At 66.4% G+C, this 16,346-nt stretch carries 17 protein-coding genes; 13 read left to right on the plus strand and 4 right to left on the minus strand.

Annotated elements, in window-relative coordinates:
- Nucleotides 1-179: 179 nt before the first annotated feature.
- Genes VGL40_06800 through VGL40_06810 form a run of 3 tightly spaced genes read right to left on the minus strand, consistent with a single transcriptional unit; the run spans nt 180 to nt 3,561 of the window.
- Complete coding sequence (locus VGL40_06800) at nt 180-788, minus strand: indolepyruvate oxidoreductase subunit beta (GenBank protein ID HEY3314972.1); 609 nt, start codon at nt 786-788, stop codon at nt 180-182.
- Nucleotides 789-2,738, minus strand: coding sequence for a thiamine pyrophosphate-dependent enzyme (locus VGL40_06805; GenBank protein ID HEY3314973.1), 1,950 nt, complete (start codon nt 2,736-2,738; stop codon nt 789-791).
- A gap of 43 nt (nt 2,739-2,781) precedes the next feature.
- Nucleotides 2,782-3,561 (minus strand): FadR/GntR family transcriptional regulator, encoded by a 780-nt coding sequence (locus VGL40_06810; protein ID HEY3314974.1) that lies wholly within the window; start codon nt 3,559-3,561, stop codon nt 2,782-2,784.
- 272 nt (nt 3,562-3,833) lie between these two features.
- Here VGL40_06810 and VGL40_06815 point away from each other — a divergent pair, with 272 nt between their 5' ends.
- The 8 genes from VGL40_06815 to VGL40_06850 all read left to right on the plus strand — a co-directional run bounded on the left by VGL40_06815 (nt 3,834) and on the right by VGL40_06850 (nt 11,917).
- The gene (locus VGL40_06815; protein HEY3314975.1) at nt 3,834-4,961 is read left to right on the plus strand and encodes an NAD/NADP octopine/nopaline dehydrogenase family protein; all 1,128 of its coding nucleotides are present in this window, start codon (nt 3,834-3,836) and stop codon (nt 4,959-4,961) included.
- A gap of 246 nt (nt 4,962-5,207) precedes the next feature.
- Nucleotides 5,208-5,930, plus strand: coding sequence for a FadR/GntR family transcriptional regulator (locus tag VGL40_06820; protein HEY3314976.1), 723 nt, complete (start codon nt 5,208-5,210; stop codon nt 5,928-5,930).
- 3 nt (nt 5,931-5,933) lie between these two features.
- The gene (locus VGL40_06825; protein ID HEY3314977.1) at nt 5,934-6,896 is read left to right on the plus strand and encodes a hypothetical protein; all 963 of its coding nucleotides are present in this window, start codon (nt 5,934-5,936) and stop codon (nt 6,894-6,896) included.
- Between the two features lie 13 nt (nt 6,897-6,909).
- Nucleotides 6,910-7,512: a tautomerase family protein gene (locus tag VGL40_06830; GenBank protein HEY3314978.1), complete on the plus strand. Its 603-nt coding sequence runs from the start codon at nt 6,910-6,912 to the stop codon at nt 7,510-7,512.
- A gap of 70 nt (nt 7,513-7,582) precedes the next feature.
- On the plus strand, nt 7,583-8,563 hold the full coding sequence (locus VGL40_06835; protein ID HEY3314979.1) for an ABC transporter substrate-binding protein: 981 nt from the start codon (nt 7,583-7,585) through the stop codon (nt 8,561-8,563).
- Nucleotides 8,564-8,682: 119 nt separating this feature from the next.
- Complete coding sequence (locus VGL40_06840) at nt 8,683-9,384, plus strand: ABC transporter ATP-binding protein (GenBank protein HEY3314980.1); 702 nt, start codon at nt 8,683-8,685, stop codon at nt 9,382-9,384.
- Nucleotides 9,381-10,220, plus strand: coding sequence for an ABC transporter permease (locus VGL40_06845; protein HEY3314981.1), 840 nt, complete (start codon nt 9,381-9,383; stop codon nt 10,218-10,220). Before VGL40_06840 ends, VGL40_06845 begins: the two co-directional genes overlap by 4 nt.
- Nucleotides 10,221-10,414: 194 nt before the next feature.
- Nucleotides 10,415-11,917 (plus strand): S8 family serine peptidase, encoded by a 1,503-nt coding sequence (locus VGL40_06850; protein ID HEY3314982.1) that lies wholly within the window; start codon nt 10,415-10,417, stop codon nt 11,915-11,917.
- Nucleotides 11,918-11,980: 63 nt separating this feature from the next.
- Here the strand turns inward: VGL40_06850 and VGL40_06855 are convergent, their stop codons facing one another.
- On the minus strand, nt 11,981-13,159 hold the full coding sequence (locus VGL40_06855) for an MFS transporter (protein ID HEY3314983.1): 1,179 nt from the start codon (nt 13,157-13,159) through the stop codon (nt 11,981-11,983).
- A gap of 122 nt (nt 13,160-13,281) precedes the next feature.
- On the opposite strand from VGL40_06855, the gene VGL40_06860 reads away from it, so the two are divergent.
- The 5 genes from VGL40_06860 to VGL40_06880 all read left to right on the plus strand — a co-directional run bounded on the left by VGL40_06860 (nt 13,282) and on the right by VGL40_06880 (nt 16,123).
- Nucleotides 13,282-13,494 (plus strand): hypothetical protein, encoded by a 213-nt coding sequence (locus tag VGL40_06860; protein ID HEY3314984.1) that lies wholly within the window; start codon nt 13,282-13,284, stop codon nt 13,492-13,494.
- Between the two features lie 54 nt (nt 13,495-13,548).
- Complete coding sequence (locus VGL40_06865; protein ID HEY3314985.1) at nt 13,549-13,854, plus strand: spore coat protein; 306 nt, start codon at nt 13,549-13,551, stop codon at nt 13,852-13,854.
- Between the two features lie 96 nt (nt 13,855-13,950).
- Nucleotides 13,951-14,211, plus strand: coding sequence for a hypothetical protein (locus VGL40_06870; GenBank protein HEY3314986.1), 261 nt, complete (start codon nt 13,951-13,953; stop codon nt 14,209-14,211).
- Nucleotides 14,208-15,398 (plus strand): FprA family A-type flavoprotein, encoded by a 1,191-nt coding sequence (locus VGL40_06875; protein ID HEY3314987.1) that lies wholly within the window; start codon nt 14,208-14,210, stop codon nt 15,396-15,398. The genes VGL40_06870 and VGL40_06875 overlap by 4 nt, the downstream gene beginning before the upstream one ends.
- A 65-nt stretch (nt 15,399-15,463) precedes the next feature.
- The gene (locus VGL40_06880; protein HEY3314988.1) at nt 15,464-16,123 is read left to right on the plus strand and encodes a hypothetical protein; all 660 of its coding nucleotides are present in this window, start codon (nt 15,464-15,466) and stop codon (nt 16,121-16,123) included.
- Nucleotides 16,124-16,346: the final 223 nt, after the last annotated feature.

The raw sequence follows: 16,346 nt of genomic DNA on the forward strand, positions 1-16,346 counted from the left end.
GGCCGGCCATGCCTTCTGGCCCCAGGAGCCGGGGGGCGGCCCGAGTCACGGACGACCCCGGCAGACCGGGCGAGAACGCCAATAGGCCGAAAATAGCCGACCAAAAGGGGAGCCTCCGGGCTCCCCTTTTTCGCTCACGATTGACTGATCCGAAACGAGCGGGCTCGAGCGGCCGAGGCTCAGCCGGCCACCGACTCCCGACCAAGCTCGAAGGCCTTCAGGTTGAGGTCGATGGTCTTCGGCGGAACGCGGTCCTTGATCACGTTGGTGAGGTCTTCGGGGGAGAAGGGAAGGAGTCCCGTCCCGTAAAGGGCGCCGACCATGACCACGTTCAGCGTCCTCAGGTCCCCGGCCTTCTGGGCCAGGGCGTTGGCGTCCACCCAGCGGAGCTTGGCGCCGAGGCCGGCGACGGCCCCTTCGATCTCTTCCTTCGACGGGTAGCGGGCGACCCCGACCTTGACGTCGACCGGGGGGATGGGTTGGGTGTTGAACAGGGCCAGAGAGCCACGACCCAGGTACTCGCCGCCGATCCGCAGTCCTTCCAGGGGCTCCAGGGCCAGGACGACCTTGGCCGAACCGACGGGGACCAGCGGCCCTTCGACCTTGCCGATGCGGACGTGGGAAGCCACCGCGCCACCGCGCATGGCGGCGCCGAAGGTCTCACCCACGCGGACCCCCATCTGCTCGCCGGTCCTCTCAGCGTAGGCGATGGCCGCGTCGGCGATGAGGTGCGAGGCCAGGATGCTGCCCTGGCCGCCGACACCGGCGACGATCAGATCCAACTTCATCTACCGCACCTCCCCATGAAAGGCATGCCTGGCGCAGATCTGGGAGCAGAGGCCGCAGTCCGTGCAGGCGTCCGGGTCGACGCCGGCCTTCTTGCGGGCCGCGTCATAGGTGATCGCCGGGCAGCCGAACTGGAGGCACAGCCGGCAGCCGTTGCAGAGGTCTTCGTTGACGGCGGTGGTCGTCTTGCGGTTCTTCTGGCGGCGCCAGAACTGCAGGCGGCACTCGCTCTTCAGGATGACCACGGACGGCCCGTCGAACTCGACGCCTTCCTTGATGGCCGCTTCGGCGGCCTTGACGTCGTAGGCCGAAGCCTCGATGACCTTGCTGATACCCAGGGCCTTGCAGGCGTTGGCGATGTCGATGGTCGGGGCCTCGGCGGCGGTGGCGCTCTTGCCGGTGGTCGGGTTCGGCTGGTGGCCGGTCATCGAGGTCCAGCAGTTGGCGAAGACGAGGAAGGTGATCGGGGCCTTGGAGTAGGCCGCGTTGGCCACGGCCGGCAGGGTGGCGTGGAAGAAGGTCGAGTCACCGGCCACCGCCAGGACCTTGCCGTCCCGGTAACCGGCCTGAGCCTGACCCTGGGCCATCCCGATGCCGCTGCCCATCACGTAGAGGGTGTCGAGGATCTCGTAAGGGGACTCGATCCGGTACTTCTGCGAACGGGCGTCGGTCGGCTGGACCGGGCGCGAGGAGACGCCGTAACCGGCCTGCTCGTAGCAACCAATGTCGCCATTGACGATGTGGGTGCCGGGGATGTGGCGGAGGACTTCCCTGACCGCCCAGTAGCTGCCGAGATGGGAACAGCCGGGGCAGAGGGCCGACGAGCGGGCGGCGACCAGCGAAGTCGCGGCCTTCACGGCTTTGGCGGACCTGGTGGGCTCGGCCGCGCTCAGGGCGGCGACCTTGCGGACGGCCCCGTCGGCGAGGTCCGGGTTTAGCTCACCCCAGAGGGGCAGGACGCCGCCGTTGCGCTTGCCCTTGATGGCCGGGGCCTTGGACAGCCGCGCGGCGATCGTGCTGACCTGGTCTTCGATGACCGGGTCGCCCTCTTCGACCACCAGGACCACGTCGGAGGCCTCGAGGAGCTTCTGGACCTTCTTCTCGGGAATCGGGAAGGCCAGACCCAAGCGGAGCATGTGATGGGCGACGCCCAGGTTATCAAGGGCTTCGGTGACGTAGGCCGCGCCCAGTCCGGAGGTGATCACCCCGAGCTTGGCGCCGGGGGTGAGGGTCAGGCGGTTCCAGGGGGTCTCCTCGACGTAGGCCCGGGCCTTGTCCAGGGCCCCGTGAAGCCAGCGGTGCTTGTCGACGGCCCCCGGGGGACCGTAGACGTTCCAGCGGTAGGTCAGTTCATAATGCTTGTTGAAGCCGAGCTTGCGGACGGGAGCGACCGGCTCGCCGAGGCGGACGTCGCCGCTGGCGTGGGACAGGCGGCTGACCGAGCGCAGAAAGACCGGGAGTTCGATGGCCTCGGACAGGCGGACGGCCTCGGGGACCATGTCCTTCGCTTCCTGCTGGTTGGCCGGCTCGAAACAGGGGATCTCGGCGTAGGCCGCGGCGAACCGCGTGTCCTGCTCATTGGAAGAGTAGTGGGCTCCGGGGTCGTCGGCGACGACGACGATGAGGGCCGAGGGAACGCCGGTGTAGGAAAGGGTCATGAAGGTGTCCATGGCCACGTTCAGGCCGGCGTTCTTCATCGCCACCATCGCCCTGGCCCCGACCAGCGCGGCCCCGGTGGCCACTTCGAAGGCCACCTTCTCGTTGGTGCTCCACTCGACGTACATTCCGGTTTCCGCGGCCGACTTGGCGAGGACCTCGCCGATCTCCGACGAGGGTGTCCCGGGGTAAGCGGCCATGAGGCTGATGCCCGCCTCAATCGCCCCCCGGGCGATGGCCTCGTTGCCCATCAGAAGCACCCTTCGGCCGGCCCGTTCTGCTGCGATCGCTGCCATTGACTGGCCTCCTCCGTGATAGGTCTATCGAATGTTTGAGTCGTCAGGTAGTCTTGGGTTCTGCGTCACTGGCCGACCCCGCGGCCGCCTTCCGGCCCTCGTTGTCCCGGCCCGCCCCAGCCTTGGGGCTGAGGGCCCGGACCTGGTCGATAACGTCGCGGATGTGCCGCGAGACCGCGGTCTCAGCGGCCGCGGGATCCCGCGCGGCGATGGCCGCGCTGATCTCCTGATGCTGCCTGGCCGAGAGAAGGTCCCGGCCCTCCATGGCGAAGACCGCCCGTCGGTCGGCGGCCGCCCAGGTCCCCGGACCCAGCTTCAATAGAAAGGTATTGTGGCTGGCCCGGGCCAGCGAGGTATGGAAGGCCCGGTCGAGCCGGGCCAGGGCCTCCGAATCAAAGGTCCCGGCCTTGACCCCGTCGGCCATCTCGTCGGCCAGTCGCTCCAGTTCGGCCAGGTCCTCAGGGGTGGCGCGGCCGGCGGCCAGACGGGCCGCCTTGGCCTCCATCGCTTCCCGCACCTCGAGGAGGTCCAGAACCTCCGACTCGAAGGCTTTCAGCCAGGAGAGAAGGATCTTCGGCGGCTCGGCCGGGTCGGCGGCGCTCATAACGAAGCAGCCCCGCCCGTGGCGGACTGCGACCGCGCCCATCGTCTCAAGGATCCTCAGGGCCTCCCGGATACAGTTGCGGCTGACCTCGAACTGAGCGGCCATGGCATTCTCCTCCGGCAATTTGTCGCCGGGGTTCAGCCCGCCCGCCTGGATCGTCTCCAGCACTTGCTGGACGACGTGCTCGGCTTTTCGCACCCCGCCAAAAGGTTTGAACACCCACCTGACCTCCTTTGCGCTAGTTGTCCAGTCATTCTACAACTATGCTCTGGTCCTCATACTTCGCTGGGGGTTTTGGAAACCCTTTCGAATTCCCACCGGGGTCGAGAAAAATCTTGGACCGAGGCGCCAGGCGGGGCTCGGAGACGAAAAAGAATCTTTGCCGGCGCCGCCGAAGAGAAGGAATCCGGGCATAAGGGGAGAAAAACTTACTCCAGTTGTAGAATGACTCTACAGCGATTTCTACAGTCACTAAGGGGGTCTTCATCGAGATGCGTGTCGCCGTACTGGGCGGAGGAAATGGAGCCTTCATCACCGCGGCCGACCTGGCGGGTCGTGGTCACCAGGTAAGGATCTTCGAGGTGCCGGAATTCGCCAAGGCCCTCGACGGGGTCAGGGAGCGCGGGGGGATCGAGCTCGAAGTCCGCGGGAACCTCGACCTTCCGGCCGGATTCTTCCCGGTCGAGGCGACCGCCGACGCGGCCAGGGCGGTCGAGGGGGCCGAGGCCGTCCTCTTGGTCGTTCCGGCCTTCGGGCAGAAGCGTTTCGCCCAGCTCGTCGCGCCCTACCTCAAGGACGGCCAGGTCGTCATGATGAGCCCGGGGAACTTCGGCGGGGCCATCGAGTTCGCCCGGACCCTCAAGGAGAGCGGCTGCAAAGGCCGGCCGATCATTATGGAGAGCGAGTGCATGATCTACTCTGGCTTCAAGGGCGGCCCGTCATCGGCCTGGGTCAGCGGGTTCAAGAACGGGATGAAGGCGGCCGCCTTCCCGGCCGTCGACGGCGAGCGGGGGATCAAGGTCCTGAAGCAGATCTACCCCTTGGTCCAGCTGGCCGACGATGTCATCGAGACCGGGCTCGGCAACGTCAACACCGTCTTCCACGCGCCCATCCTGGTCCTCAACGCCGGCCGGGTGGAGTCGGACAAGGACGAGTTCCTCTTCTACTGGGAGGGCTGTTCACCGTCGGTCGGCCGGGTGGTCGAAGGCGTCGAAGCCGAACGCCTGGCCATCGGCCGGGCGCTCGGGACCAAGCTTCCGCCGTTCCTCGAGGTCATGCTCGGCTGGTACGGCCATCAGGGGGCTAAGGGCGAGACCCTGGCCAAGGTCATGGCCACCAACCCGGCCTATGAATGGGACACCGCCCCGCGCAACCTGCGTCACCGCTTCCTGATGGAGGACATCCCCTACGGGATGGTCCCCATGGAGGAACTCGGCCGCCTGGTTGGAGTGAGGACCCCGCTCACCACCGCCGTCATCGAGCTGGCCTGTGAGCTCCTCGGCGAGGACCTGCGGGTCAAGGCCCGCGGCCTGAGCTACCTTGGCTTGGCCGGGCTGAACAAGGAGCAGTTCATGGAGGTCATGAAGACCGGCAAGGGCTATTGGCCGGCCGGCCGCTGAGTGGGTTGAGGGGCATCACCGCCGCGAAGCGCCTTCCGGCGGTTACGGCCCGGGTGGGGGGAAAGCCCCCCGCCCGGGCCTTTGCGATTCGGCCGGGTCCCCGTCTTCGGGGCCATCTGTGAAATTCTTCACGGCAACGGTTTCCATTCTAGAGGATTCGCACAGTTTTGGGCGAAGTGAACCATCAGAACATCAGGTGGTCCGACCACTCGGTCATACAGTCATCAACAGGAGGTGATAGGTGAATTGCTGTTCCGGCCGGTGCAGGCCGTGAGCAACTCGCGCCAGGTGGCGGAGCAGGTGAAGAGGCTGATCGACGAGGGGACCCTGACCCCGGGGGACCGGCTCCCGTCCGAACGGGAACTGGCCGTTCAGTTCGGGGTCAGCCGAGCCACCATCCGTGAGGCCGTCCGAAGCCTGTCGACCCTGGGGCTCCTGGAGGTTCGGCAAGGGGTCGGAACGTTGGTTTCGCACCACGCCACGACCCTCGAGGATCCGGCCTACTGGGCGCCATGGCTGAGCGATCACCGCGAGGACGTCATGGCCCTCCTGGAGGTCCGCGAGGCCCTTGAGGTCAAGGCGACGAAGCTGGCCGCCGAGGCGGTTGCCAAGGGCTCTCCCGGGGTCGCCGAACACCTCGTCGCCCTGGCCAAGAACGTGGCCGACATGGAGGACGCCGCGCGGCGGGTTGACGTCAGTACGCTGGAACGGTTCGACCTCGAGTTCCACGTCATCCTGGGCCAGATGTCCGGCAACCGCTACCTGCTGCGCCTGGCGAAGTCCATCAACCACGTCTTTCCCGATCGCCGGGCGGTCCTGGCCCTTCCGGGCCGCGCCGCCCAGTCCCTCGAGGAGCACCGTCGGATCGCCTCGGCCATTCAGGAAGGACGCCCGGCGGAGGCCGGCCAGGCCTATTCGGATCACCTCAGGTCGCTGCAGGCGACGATCGAGGAGATCGAAGGGGAGTGACCCGTGAACCCACCCATCTACCTGTCCGCGGCTGATTGCCGGGGACTGCTCACGCCCGATGACGTACTGGCGGCTGTGGAGACCACCCTGCGCGGCGAGGCCACTGGGGAAGTCGGTTGGCCGAGTCCGCGCAACCTCAGCATGAAGGATCGTCTGGGCAACCACTACCACCTCAAGGCCTGCGTCCTCGAGGGCACGCCGGTGGCCGGGATCAGGTTGGTCAGCCACCAGGCCGATGAAGCCCGAGGGACCGCCACGCGCTGGATCGTCCTGATCGATCCGGCCACGGCTCTGCCCCTGGCCATCGTCGACGAGACCTGGAACTACGCTCAGCGGACGGTGGCCGCGATGGCCGTCGCCGCCCGCGCCCTGGCCACATCCAAGACCCAGAGTCTGGGCCTGGTCGGGGCCGGCCGTCTGGCGGCCTCGGCCCTGACCTACTACAGCCGGGTTTTCGATCTGACCGAGGTCCGGATCGCCTCTCGGCGCGTCGAGACCCGCACCGAACTGGCCGATTCCGCCCGGCGCGAGCTGGGTCTCGAGGCCCGGCCGGCGGCCTCCATCGCCGACGCGGTCCGGGGGGCCGATCAGGTCCTCACCTGCACGAGTTCGGGGAACGAGCTCCTGTCCGAAGAGTGGATTTCGCCCGGGGCGGTGGTCTCCTCACTGGAGACGGCCGAGCCGGGGGCCGGACTGTTCAAGGCGGCCGACCTTCGCGTCGTCGACAGCCGGGAGCAGCTACAGAAAGAACTGGTCGAGTGCTACGGTCCCGAGGCGCCGGGCCTCATCGGCACGACCATCAGCGAGGTCCTCGCCGGACGGCATCCCGGCCGGACTTCGAGCGGTCAACGGATCCTCGTCGTGTCTCAGGGGCTCGCCAGCTTGGACGTGGCTGTGGCGGAGAAGGCCTACCGCTTGGCCCGGTCCCGCGGGCTCGGTGCCGCCCTGCCCATCACCCTAGGCTAGCGGGAGGAGAACCATGCCGGCAGTCATCGTTGAGTTCTGGGAAGGTCGCACGGTCGAGCAGAAGCGCCGCCTGGTCAAGGCCATCACCAAGGCGATGGTCGACGAGGCCGGTTCCGACCCGACCCACCTGCACGTGATCATCCACGACGTGGCCAAGGATAGCTGGGGCCGCAACGGAAAGCTCGGGGTCGACCTAATGGCCGAACCGAAGGAGGCGGCCGCGCCGGCCGCCCCGGTGCCGGCCGCCCCGGCGCCGGCCATCAACAGAGTGTCCCACCTGCTCCTTTTCGTCCAGGACCTGGACCGGGCGCTCGATTTCTACGTCGGTCTCCTCGGGCTCCAGATTCGCGAGCGGACGGTCAGGCCCGACGGCCGGGCTTCGGCCTCGACCATTCAGGGGCTTGGCCTGACCACTTTCCCCGCCGGGGAAGTCAAGGGCAAGACCGTCGAACACATCGCTTTCCGCTGCCCCGAGGGGGTCGAGCCGATCGTCGAGAAGCTCAAGGCGGCCGGGGTCGCCTTCGACGGGCCGAAGCGCTCGCCCTACGGGATGTCCGTTTACTTCCGCGATCCGGATGGCAACCGACTGGAGTGTCACGATTCCACGGGTGTATGAGGCCGACATCAAACCATGCAGAGGGGGTTCCAAATCGATGACGCTTGCCAGGTCCCCGAGGTCTCGCGGTTTGGTCAGGGTCCTAGTCGCGCTGCTCGCAATGACGATGGTCGCCTCTCTCGTCCTGTCCCTTTCCGGTTGCAAGAAGAAGCCCACGGTCAAGGGCCAGACCCTGAAGATCGCCTTCAGCTCCGCCCCTGACGGGATCGACGTCGTCGGCTATAAGGTCGCCGAGATCCTCAAGGCGGAAGGGATCAACGTCGAGTACATGTACGCCGACGGCGGGCCCAAGGCCGTGCAGGCCCTTCTGGCGGGCCAGGCCGAAGTGGTCGCCACTTCCCTCGAGGATATCGTCAACGCCGGTCTCTATGGCTTTGCCCTGAACCGGCCGAAGAACCTCTACACCCTGGTCGGCTCGAAGAGCATCAAGACCCTCGAAGACCTTAAGGGCAAGAACCTTGGCGCGGCCGACCCCGGCTCGATCGCCAACATCATCGCCGACGCCATCTTCACCAAGCACAACATCCCTCTGGATGCGGTCAAGCGGATCCAGATCGGCGGCAACAGTGCCCGGTCGTCGGCCCTCCTGGCCGGCAAGGTCGACGCGGTGTGGGTCTACGGTGGTAACTACCTGAAGCTGCGGCGCGAAGGTTTCACGACCCTGACCACCCTGGTCGCCGACTACCCCGGGGTTCACGACGATATGTGGGCGGCCAAGAAGGAATGGCTCGACGCCCATCCTGACCTGGCCGTGGCCATCTGCAAGGCGCAGATCGCCGCCGCCAAGTGGTTCAAGGACAAGCCGGATGAGTGGCTGGCCCTGGCCAAGAGCAAGGTCGAGGCCCTCGATGAAGTCGACGCCAAGGAACTTTACAACGTCCTCAAGGAGAACGACATGTATCCGGTCGATGGCCTCCTGACCATGGAGACCATCAAGACCACGGCCGACTTCCTGATCAAGGCCCAGTCGATTCCCGACAAGCCGGTCGAGACCTGGGCCACCGATAAGTACATGAACCAGGCCCGGAAGGAGCTCGGCATCACCAAGTAGCTGACCAAGGGCCCAAAGACGAGGGGTGAGAAGAACTGACGACCCATATCGAAGTCAAGGGCGTTTCCAAAGCCTATCCTGACTACCAGAACGGCAAAGAACACATCGTCCTCCGCGACATCAACCTGAAGATCAGACCGAACGAGTTCGTCTGCCTTCTGGGCCACAGCGGTTGCGGCAAGACGACCCTGCTGAAGATCATGGACGGGATGATCCCCACCGACGAGGGCCAGGTCCTCCTGTCAGGCCGGCCGCTCACCGAGTCCCTGAACGACGTGGGCTTTGTCTTCCAGGACGTGGGGCTGTTCGCCTGGCGCAACGTCCTCGACAACGTCGCCCTCGGACTTCAGGCCCGCCGGGTCAACAAGGCGGAACGTGACAAGGTCGCCAAAGAGCACCTCAAGGCGGTCGGCCTGGAGAAGTGGGGCCATTACTTCCCCTATCAACTGTCAGGCGGCATGCAGCAGCGCGTCGGGCTGGCCCGGGCCCTATCCACGTCGCCCAAGGTCCTCCTCATGGATGAGCCCTTCGGGGCGGTCGACGCGATGACCCGCCACACCCTTCAAGTCGAGCTGGCCCGCATCTGGGAGCAGTCCCGGGTCACCGTGGTCTTCGTCACCCATGACGTCGACGAGGCCATCTTCCTGGCAGACCGGGTCATCGTCATGGGGGAGGCCAAGGTCATCAAGTCGGTCGATGTCGACGTCCCTCGGCCGCGTTGGAATGAGGCCTCCCGGGCGAGCGCCCGCTACGTCGAGATCCGGGCTGAGCTGATCCGCACCCTCGAGGGCGGAGACACGACGGGGGGTGGCGCCCAATGAGCGCGACCGAGAAGAGCACCGTAACCCCGGCGACCACCACCGTGCCGGCGCCGGAGTGGAAACCGACCCGTAAGAAGGTCAGCTGGTGGTCCAGCATCAGGGTGCAGGTCCTGTCGGTCGGCACCTTCATGATCCTCTGGCAGCTCCTGGCCCGGAACCTCAACCCGATCCTGATGCCCACGCCGAGCCTGGTGGTCAACGCCTACGCCGACCTGATCCACAAGGGAGCCCTCCAGAAGGCTTTCATGGTCAGCTTGTCGGACATGGGCTACGGCTACATCATCGCCGTCGTCATCGGTTCCATCCTCGGGGTCCTGATGGGACGCTTCAAGACGGTGGAGAAGATCATCTCGCCTTACGTCAGCTTCTTCATGGCCACACCGACCGTGGCCCTGGTGCCGCTGGTCATCATCTGGTTCGGTTTCAGCCAGCCGGCCCGGGTCTTCCTGGTGGCCACGGTGGCCATCTGGCCGGTGGCCATCAACACGGCCATGGGGGTCAAAGTCCTCCCGCGGGTGCTGCGTGAAGTGGGCTGGGCCTTCCGGCTCACCGAAGCCCAGTTCATCCGGTGGGTCGCCCTCCCCAACGCCGTGCCTTACATCCTGGCCGGTCTGCGGGTCGCCCTGGGACGGGCCGTGGTCGGCATGATCGTCGCCGAGATGACCATGGAGCTCGTCGGTCTGGGCGGCTTGGTGATGGTCTACGGCAACGCCTTCAAGACCGCTCACCTGATCGCCGGGGTCATCACCTCGGCCGTCTTCGCCGTCTTCGCCAGCGTCGTCATGGACGTCATCAGGGACAAGTTCTTCCCATGGATCAAGGGAGCCTCGGGCTAGACCGACCCCAGGTCCCGACCGTAATAGCGACAGATTAACAACCAAGCCCCCTTCCGCGCTTCGGCGGAAGGGGGCTTTCTTTTCCATAACGCACCATGAGTTGGTTGACAGAATACGATAGACCGCCGATATTGTTCTGGCGCCCATCTGGGAGGGGAGACCGGGCCTTGATAACCAAAGGAAAGCCTGAACCAATGAACCTCGGCACCCTGTTCCGGCGGGTCGCCCCGCAAGGGCTTGTCGGGCGCCTCGCCTCACCCCGAGTGCCCGGCCAGGTCCTGGTGAAGTTCTACCCGGAGGCCACGAACTTCCACATGAACACGGCCCACCGGAGCGTCGGCGCGAAGGTCATGGGCCGCCTCGACAAGGTCGGGACCCAGGTGGTGAGCGTTCCATGCGGCCAGGAGCGCCGCTATGTCGGCCTCTATGCCCGGCGCAAGGTGGTCTGTTTCGCCGAGCCGAATTACCTCGTCCACGCCCTCTACACGCCGAACGACCCATACCTTGTGGGGACCTATGAGAGCTCGCACGACGGGGCGATGGCCCAGTACTGGCTGCCGAAGATCGCCGCCCTGGAGGCCTGGGACGGAGTCAAGTCCTTGACCAACGGGCCGATCCTGGCCATCGTCGACACCGGTATCGACTACAATCACCCCGACCTGGCTTCCAAGATGGTCAGGGACGCCTCGGGGAAGGTCATCGGGCACAACTTCATCGACGGCACCGACGACGCCCTCGACGACAACGGTCACGGCACCCATTGCGCGGGCATCGCCGCGGCGGCCACCGACAACGCCGTCGGGGTGGCCGGGGTGAGCTTCAACGCGGTCAGGCTGATGCCGGTCAAGGTCCTCGACAAGGGCGGCAGCGGGTCGGTGGCCAACGTCGCGGCCGGCGTGACCTGGGCCTCCGATCATGGGGCCAAGATCATCAGCCTGAGCCTCGGCGCCTCGACCTACTCGCAGACGCTACAGGACGCCATCCGGCACGCCCATTCGGAGGGGGCCATCGTCGTCGCCGCCGCCGGCAACGACGGTCGGGCCATCGCCAACTACCCCGGGGCCAACCTTTACGCCCTGGGCGTGGCGGCGACCGGCCCGGACGACCTCTGCGCCGGCTTCTCCAACTGGAACATCGGGGTCGGCGTGGCCGCTCCCGGTGTCGCCATCCTATCGACCCTGCCGAGCCATCAGGTCGACCTGAACAGCTACGGTTACCGGCAGGACTATGATTGCCTCGACGGGACGTCCATGGCCACGCCCGTGGTCAGCGGCCTCTTGGGACTGCTCCTGGCGGCCCAGGCCGGAATCGACCCGGGTGAGGCCGTCGGCCGGCTCCAGGCCACGGCCAGGAACGTGGCCGCCACCGCCGGAGACGGTTGGGGTACCCACTACGGCTACGGTCGGGTCGACGTCCAGGCCTGCCTGGCCGGGGCCGCCCGCCAGGGCAAGGTCGGTTCGATCTATGGGCAGGTCGTCAACGGATACGGCATCCCGGTCAAGTTCGGCAAGGTCTCGGCCAATGGCAAGTCCACCCGCACCGGCTTCGACGGCATGTTCCGCCTGGCCAACCTGCCGGCCGGGACCCACAGTCTCACCGGTGGCCGCGGCTGCCCGCGGTCAAAGAGGACGGCCGGCACGACCGTGGAAGTCAAGCCGGGCCGAGACACTCTGGTCACGCTGACCGTCAAGGGCTGAAGCAAGGGTCCCGCCTCCCTGCACTCCCCGCCTGGCGCCCGGCGCTCCTGCCGGGCATCTCTTTCACTCCGCGGCCGTCAAGCCGGCGGGCTCGGTGGCGTCGGCCCGCGTCAGGGCGTTCGTGACGACGAGGAGTCCGACCGCGGCGACGGTGGCCATCCAGAACGGGGCGGTGGGGAGGAGTTGCTTCAGGAAACCCACCAGGGGGACGACGACCACTGTCGACAGGCTGACCAGCGTGCCCATAGACCCGAGGCACACGCCGCGGATGGACTCATCGACGGCGTGGACCCTGAAGGCATCGTTGGAGATTACTCCCCACTGGAAGAAGAAGTTGATCAGCAGGTAACCGAGGGCGATCCCGGCGAGGTTCCGTTGAACCATCCAGAGCAGGGCGCACAGCCCGAGGCCGAGGCAGGCGAGGGCGAGGACGCGGTGGGGTCCGAAGCGGGCCACCGCCCGCCCGCCGAGCGGGCTGGACGCCGCGCCGACCGCCGCCCCCAGGGCGAAGAACAGGTTGATCTGAGCCTTGGACAAGCCCATCGCGTCACTGGCATGGAGGGACATGAACGGCCCCCAGTTGGCCATGACCAGGACCACGTTGCTGAGGACCAGCGACAAAAGGACCAGGCGCAGGCGTCCGCTGAAGATGTGGCTGAAGGCGAAGGGCCGGCTGCCCGTGGCCTTCGGCCTTGTCTCCCGAAGCAGGAGATGGCGCACGGTCGCCGTGGACATGATTACTGCGGCGGTGATCAGGAAGAGTCCCCTGGCCCCGATGGCCGGTAGGAGCCTGGCCCCGAGCAATGGGCCGATGACGATCCCCACGGCGATGACCCCTTCCAGGAGGCCGAAGGCGTGCCCGCGGCGTTCCGGCGGGACCGACTCGCCGACGAAGGGCATGAAGACCGGCGATTGGAGGGCATTGAAGGCGTTCCAGAAGACGTAGACGATGGCGAAGGGCAGCCACGACGGCATGAACGCGGCCGTCCCGATGGCCAAGGCGCACAGGTAGGTGGGATAGACGACGATCGGGAAGCGGCCGAAGCGGTCGCCCCATCGCCCCCCCTGATATTGGCTGAACGCGGCGGCCAACGCCCAGGCGGCGAAGGCCACGCTGATTTGCAGGTCGCTCGCCCCAAGGTCGCGCATGATCAGCGAAAGGATGGGGTTCCAAAGCATCACCGAGCCGACGTTGAGGGCCGCCGTCACGGTCATCACCGGGATGTTTCTAGCCGTCGACAAGTCCGCACCTCCAGGCAGACTGCTATTCCATGCCGGTCGGGGGAGTTCCTGCCGTATCCCGCGCCGGAGCCGCGGAGATAATACGGCCGGAAGCGAAGCCTTGGAGAAGGAGGGAACGACAAGTGCCGAAGGGCCACATCACTCAGCGGGAACTGCTGCAACTCGAGGACTGCATCGGGATCAACGAGATTCTCGTCAAGAAGGGCGAGTTCTTCGCCGGCCTGGTCCAGGAGACCACCGCCAAGGAAATGATCGAGCGCCACGGCAAGGAGCACGAGCGCCACATCCAGGACCTGGTCCAGTACATCAAGTCATCGACCCCGAACATGCAGTGACCCGGGCGGCGGCCGGCGCCGCCGCAATCACGATGAAGGCGAGGTGCGACAAAGGTGACTCCCAACGTCAAGAGTGGCGGCAAGATGGATGAGAAGGATCTTCTCACCGACCTACTGATGACCCACAAGTACCTGATCGACAACTACAGCCAGTCGACGGTCGAGTCAGCCGACCCCAAGCTGAGAGACCTTTTCCATAAGCTGTGTACGGAGTGCCTCCGCGACCAGGACGAGATCTTCAACCACATGAACTCCCATGGCTGGTACAAACCACCTGAGGCGAGCGTCCAGGAGATTCAGAAGGCTGAGCAGAAGTTCAGCCAGACCGTCTCCCAGATGGGCATCCAGCAACAGTCCTGATCGGCGGGCGCCATCCCAAGCAAGGATCCGGGCCAGCCATCACGGGCAGTTGAACGACCGGCGGCGGGCATGCTATCTCCGAAAGGAGACGATCGCATGCCCGCTTCTTATGATCGACGCCGCGGCCCCGAGCGGCCGGTGACGCCCCCGACGGGCGTCGGACCATCCGTTCCCGGCGACCCAGATACTCTGGTCGACGTCGACTCGCCGGACGACTTCTCGCCCGGACCATTGGCGGGGGAGGATCCGGGGGTCATCACCGACTGGCCGGATGCAGACGACGAAGGAATCGTGCCGGTGGACGAGGGGCTGGAGGAGACGGCCAACCTCCGCCGGTCCATCGAAGAGCTTCCTTGAGGGCAAACGCCTTCGAGATCCGCGAGGGGCTCCACTGGGTGGGGATTCCCGACCCTGCCCGGAGGCGCTACGAGGTGATCATCCCGACGCCCTATGGGACGACCTACAATTCGTACTTGCTGATGGGCGAGAAGACCGCCGTCATCGAGGTGGCCGACGACAAGGTGGCCGATAGCTACCTCGACCTCTGTGGGCGGGTCCTCGACGGAGCCAAGCCGGATTACGTCATCCTGGACCATGCCGCGCCGAATCACTCTGGTTCCCTCCTCCGCCTGCTCAAGGCGTACCCGGAAGCCGAGGTCGTGACCTCGGAGGTGGGGGCCCGCTTCGTCAGGGAGATCACCAGGGTAGACCCGGACATCCGGGTCGTCCGGGAGGGGGACCGCCTGGACCTCGGCTTGGGCCGCGTCCTCACCTTTATCGAGGCCCCCTTCATGCCTTGGCCGGACTGCCTTTTTACCTGGGTGGAGAGCGAGCGGGTCCTCTTCAGCGGGGAGGCCTTTGGCGCTCACTTCGCCGCGGGCGTGGCCGCCGATGGAAGCGACGACTATGCCATCGCCTATCGCGACTTCTATCAGGCGATCATGCACCCCTTCGAGGCGCAGGTGCGGGAGGCCGTGGCCAAGCTGTCCGACCTCCCGATCGAGGTGATCTGCCCCGCCCACGGGCCGATCCACCAGGTCCGCGCGAGACGCTGGGTCCAACGATACGCGGAGTATTCGGCCCGGCCGAGGAAGGAAGCCCCGGTCGTCGCCGTGGCCTACGCTTCGGCCTACGGCTACACCAGGCAACTGGCCGAGGCCATCGCCAAGGGGATCGGCGAGGCCGGCGCCGTCATCGCTCAGGTCTACGACCTGGCCATGGTCGGACCGGAGGGCCTGGCCAGGCACATCGAGGCGGCCGACGGCGTCCTGATCGGGTCACCGACCCTCAACCGCGACGCCGCCCGTCCGGTCTGGGCGCTGCTCAGTCACGTCTCGCCGGTGCTCTGCCGGGGGAAGCCGGCGGCCGCCTTCGGCTCGTACGGCTGGAGCGGAGAAGCCGTCGGCCTGCTGGAAGATCGACTGAGGGGTCTGCAGCTCGACGTGAGGTCGCCCGGCCCGCGGGTCAAGTTCGCCCCGGCCGCCGAGGACCTCGAGCGAGCCCGCCAATATGGGCGGGAGTTCGCCGAGAGGGTCAAGGTTTAGTCCAGCTAGGACAGGAGGCAGTCGGGCCAAGGGAGAAACTCCCGTTATTGGACGGGGGTGTTGGTTTGTTCCAGGGGATCACGCTAATCACCGCCGCGGCCGTAGCCGCGGCCATCCATGCCTTGGCGCCCGACCATTGGCTGCCCTATGTCCTTCTGGCTAAAGGCCGCGGTTGGCCGTTGGCCAGGGCGCTGCAGGTCACGGCGGTCGGAGCCGTCAGCCATCTGGCCTCCACGACCATCCTTGGCTTCGTCATCGTCTTCCTCGGCGCCGGAGCCACTGAGCGCTTCGGCCGTTCGGCCGAGCTCTACAGCAGCCTCCTGGTCATCGCCCTGGGGGTCTATCTGCTGTGGGCCGGGCGCAGGGGGCGCGGCCACCACCACGAGCACGGACACCACCACCAAGATCACTCTGAGGCCCACGCCCACCGCGAGCACGACCGTCGGTCCCGCTCCGACCTCAGCCTTGGAGCCCTCCTCGGGGCCCGGCCGTGCGCCGAATCCATTCCCATCTTCATCGCCGCCAGCACCTGGGGCGTCTTCACCTCCCTCGGGGCGGTGGCCGCCTGGGCCGTCGTCACCATTGGAGCGATGCTGACGGCCGTCTGGCTATCCCTGCTAGGCCTGGGAGCGGTGCGGTTGGAATTTCTCGAGCGGCATGGCGAGGCCCTCAGCGCCTGGCTGATCATCATGATCGGGGTCATCGTCCTCGCTCTGGCCATCTGAGACTCCTCCGTCAAACCCTCCAATAACGGCGCGACCCGGACCGCTCTTGGTCCGGGTCGCTTGCATTCCCCGTTCGTCCGCCAGGCTCAGGTCACCGGGACGACCTCCTCGGCCGGACCGTGCCAGGCGTGGAACCAGACCTGGCCGCTGAACCCGTTGACGCTCAGGATGCCGTAAGGCTTTCCGCCGCTCAGGACGGTGAAGTTGTAATAGCCATAGAAGG

This window comes from Bacillota bacterium (genome assembly GCA_036504675.1).
Taxonomy (GTDB): domain Bacteria; phylum Bacillota; class Sulfobacillia; order JAJYWN01; family JAJZPE01; genus DASXUT01.

Bases quoted from the DNA above. Each gene is read 5' to 3' on its own strand.
- VGL40_06800 (HEY3314972.1), bottom strand. From the start codon at position 788: ATGAAGTTGGATCTGATCGTCGCCGGTGTCGGCGGCCAGGGCAGCATC.
- VGL40_06805 (HEY3314973.1), bottom strand. From the start codon at position 2,738: ATGGCAGCGATCGCAGCAGAACGGGCCGGCCGAAGGGTGCTTCTGATG.
- VGL40_06815 (HEY3314975.1), top strand. From the start codon at position 3,834: ATGCGTGTCGCCGTACTGGGCGGAGGAAATGGAGCCTTCATCACCGCG.
- VGL40_06830 (HEY3314978.1), top strand. From the start codon at position 6,910: ATGCCGGCAGTCATCGTTGAGTTCTGGGAAGGTCGCACGGTCGAGCAG.
- VGL40_06845 (HEY3314981.1), top strand. From the start codon at position 9,381: ATGAGCGCGACCGAGAAGAGCACCGTAACCCCGGCGACCACCACCGTG.
- VGL40_06850 (HEY3314982.1), top strand. From the start codon at position 10,415: ATGAACCTCGGCACCCTGTTCCGGCGGGTCGCCCCGCAAGGGCTTGTC.
- VGL40_06870 (HEY3314986.1), top strand. From the start codon at position 13,951: ATGCCCGCTTCTTATGATCGACGCCGCGGCCCCGAGCGGCCGGTGACG.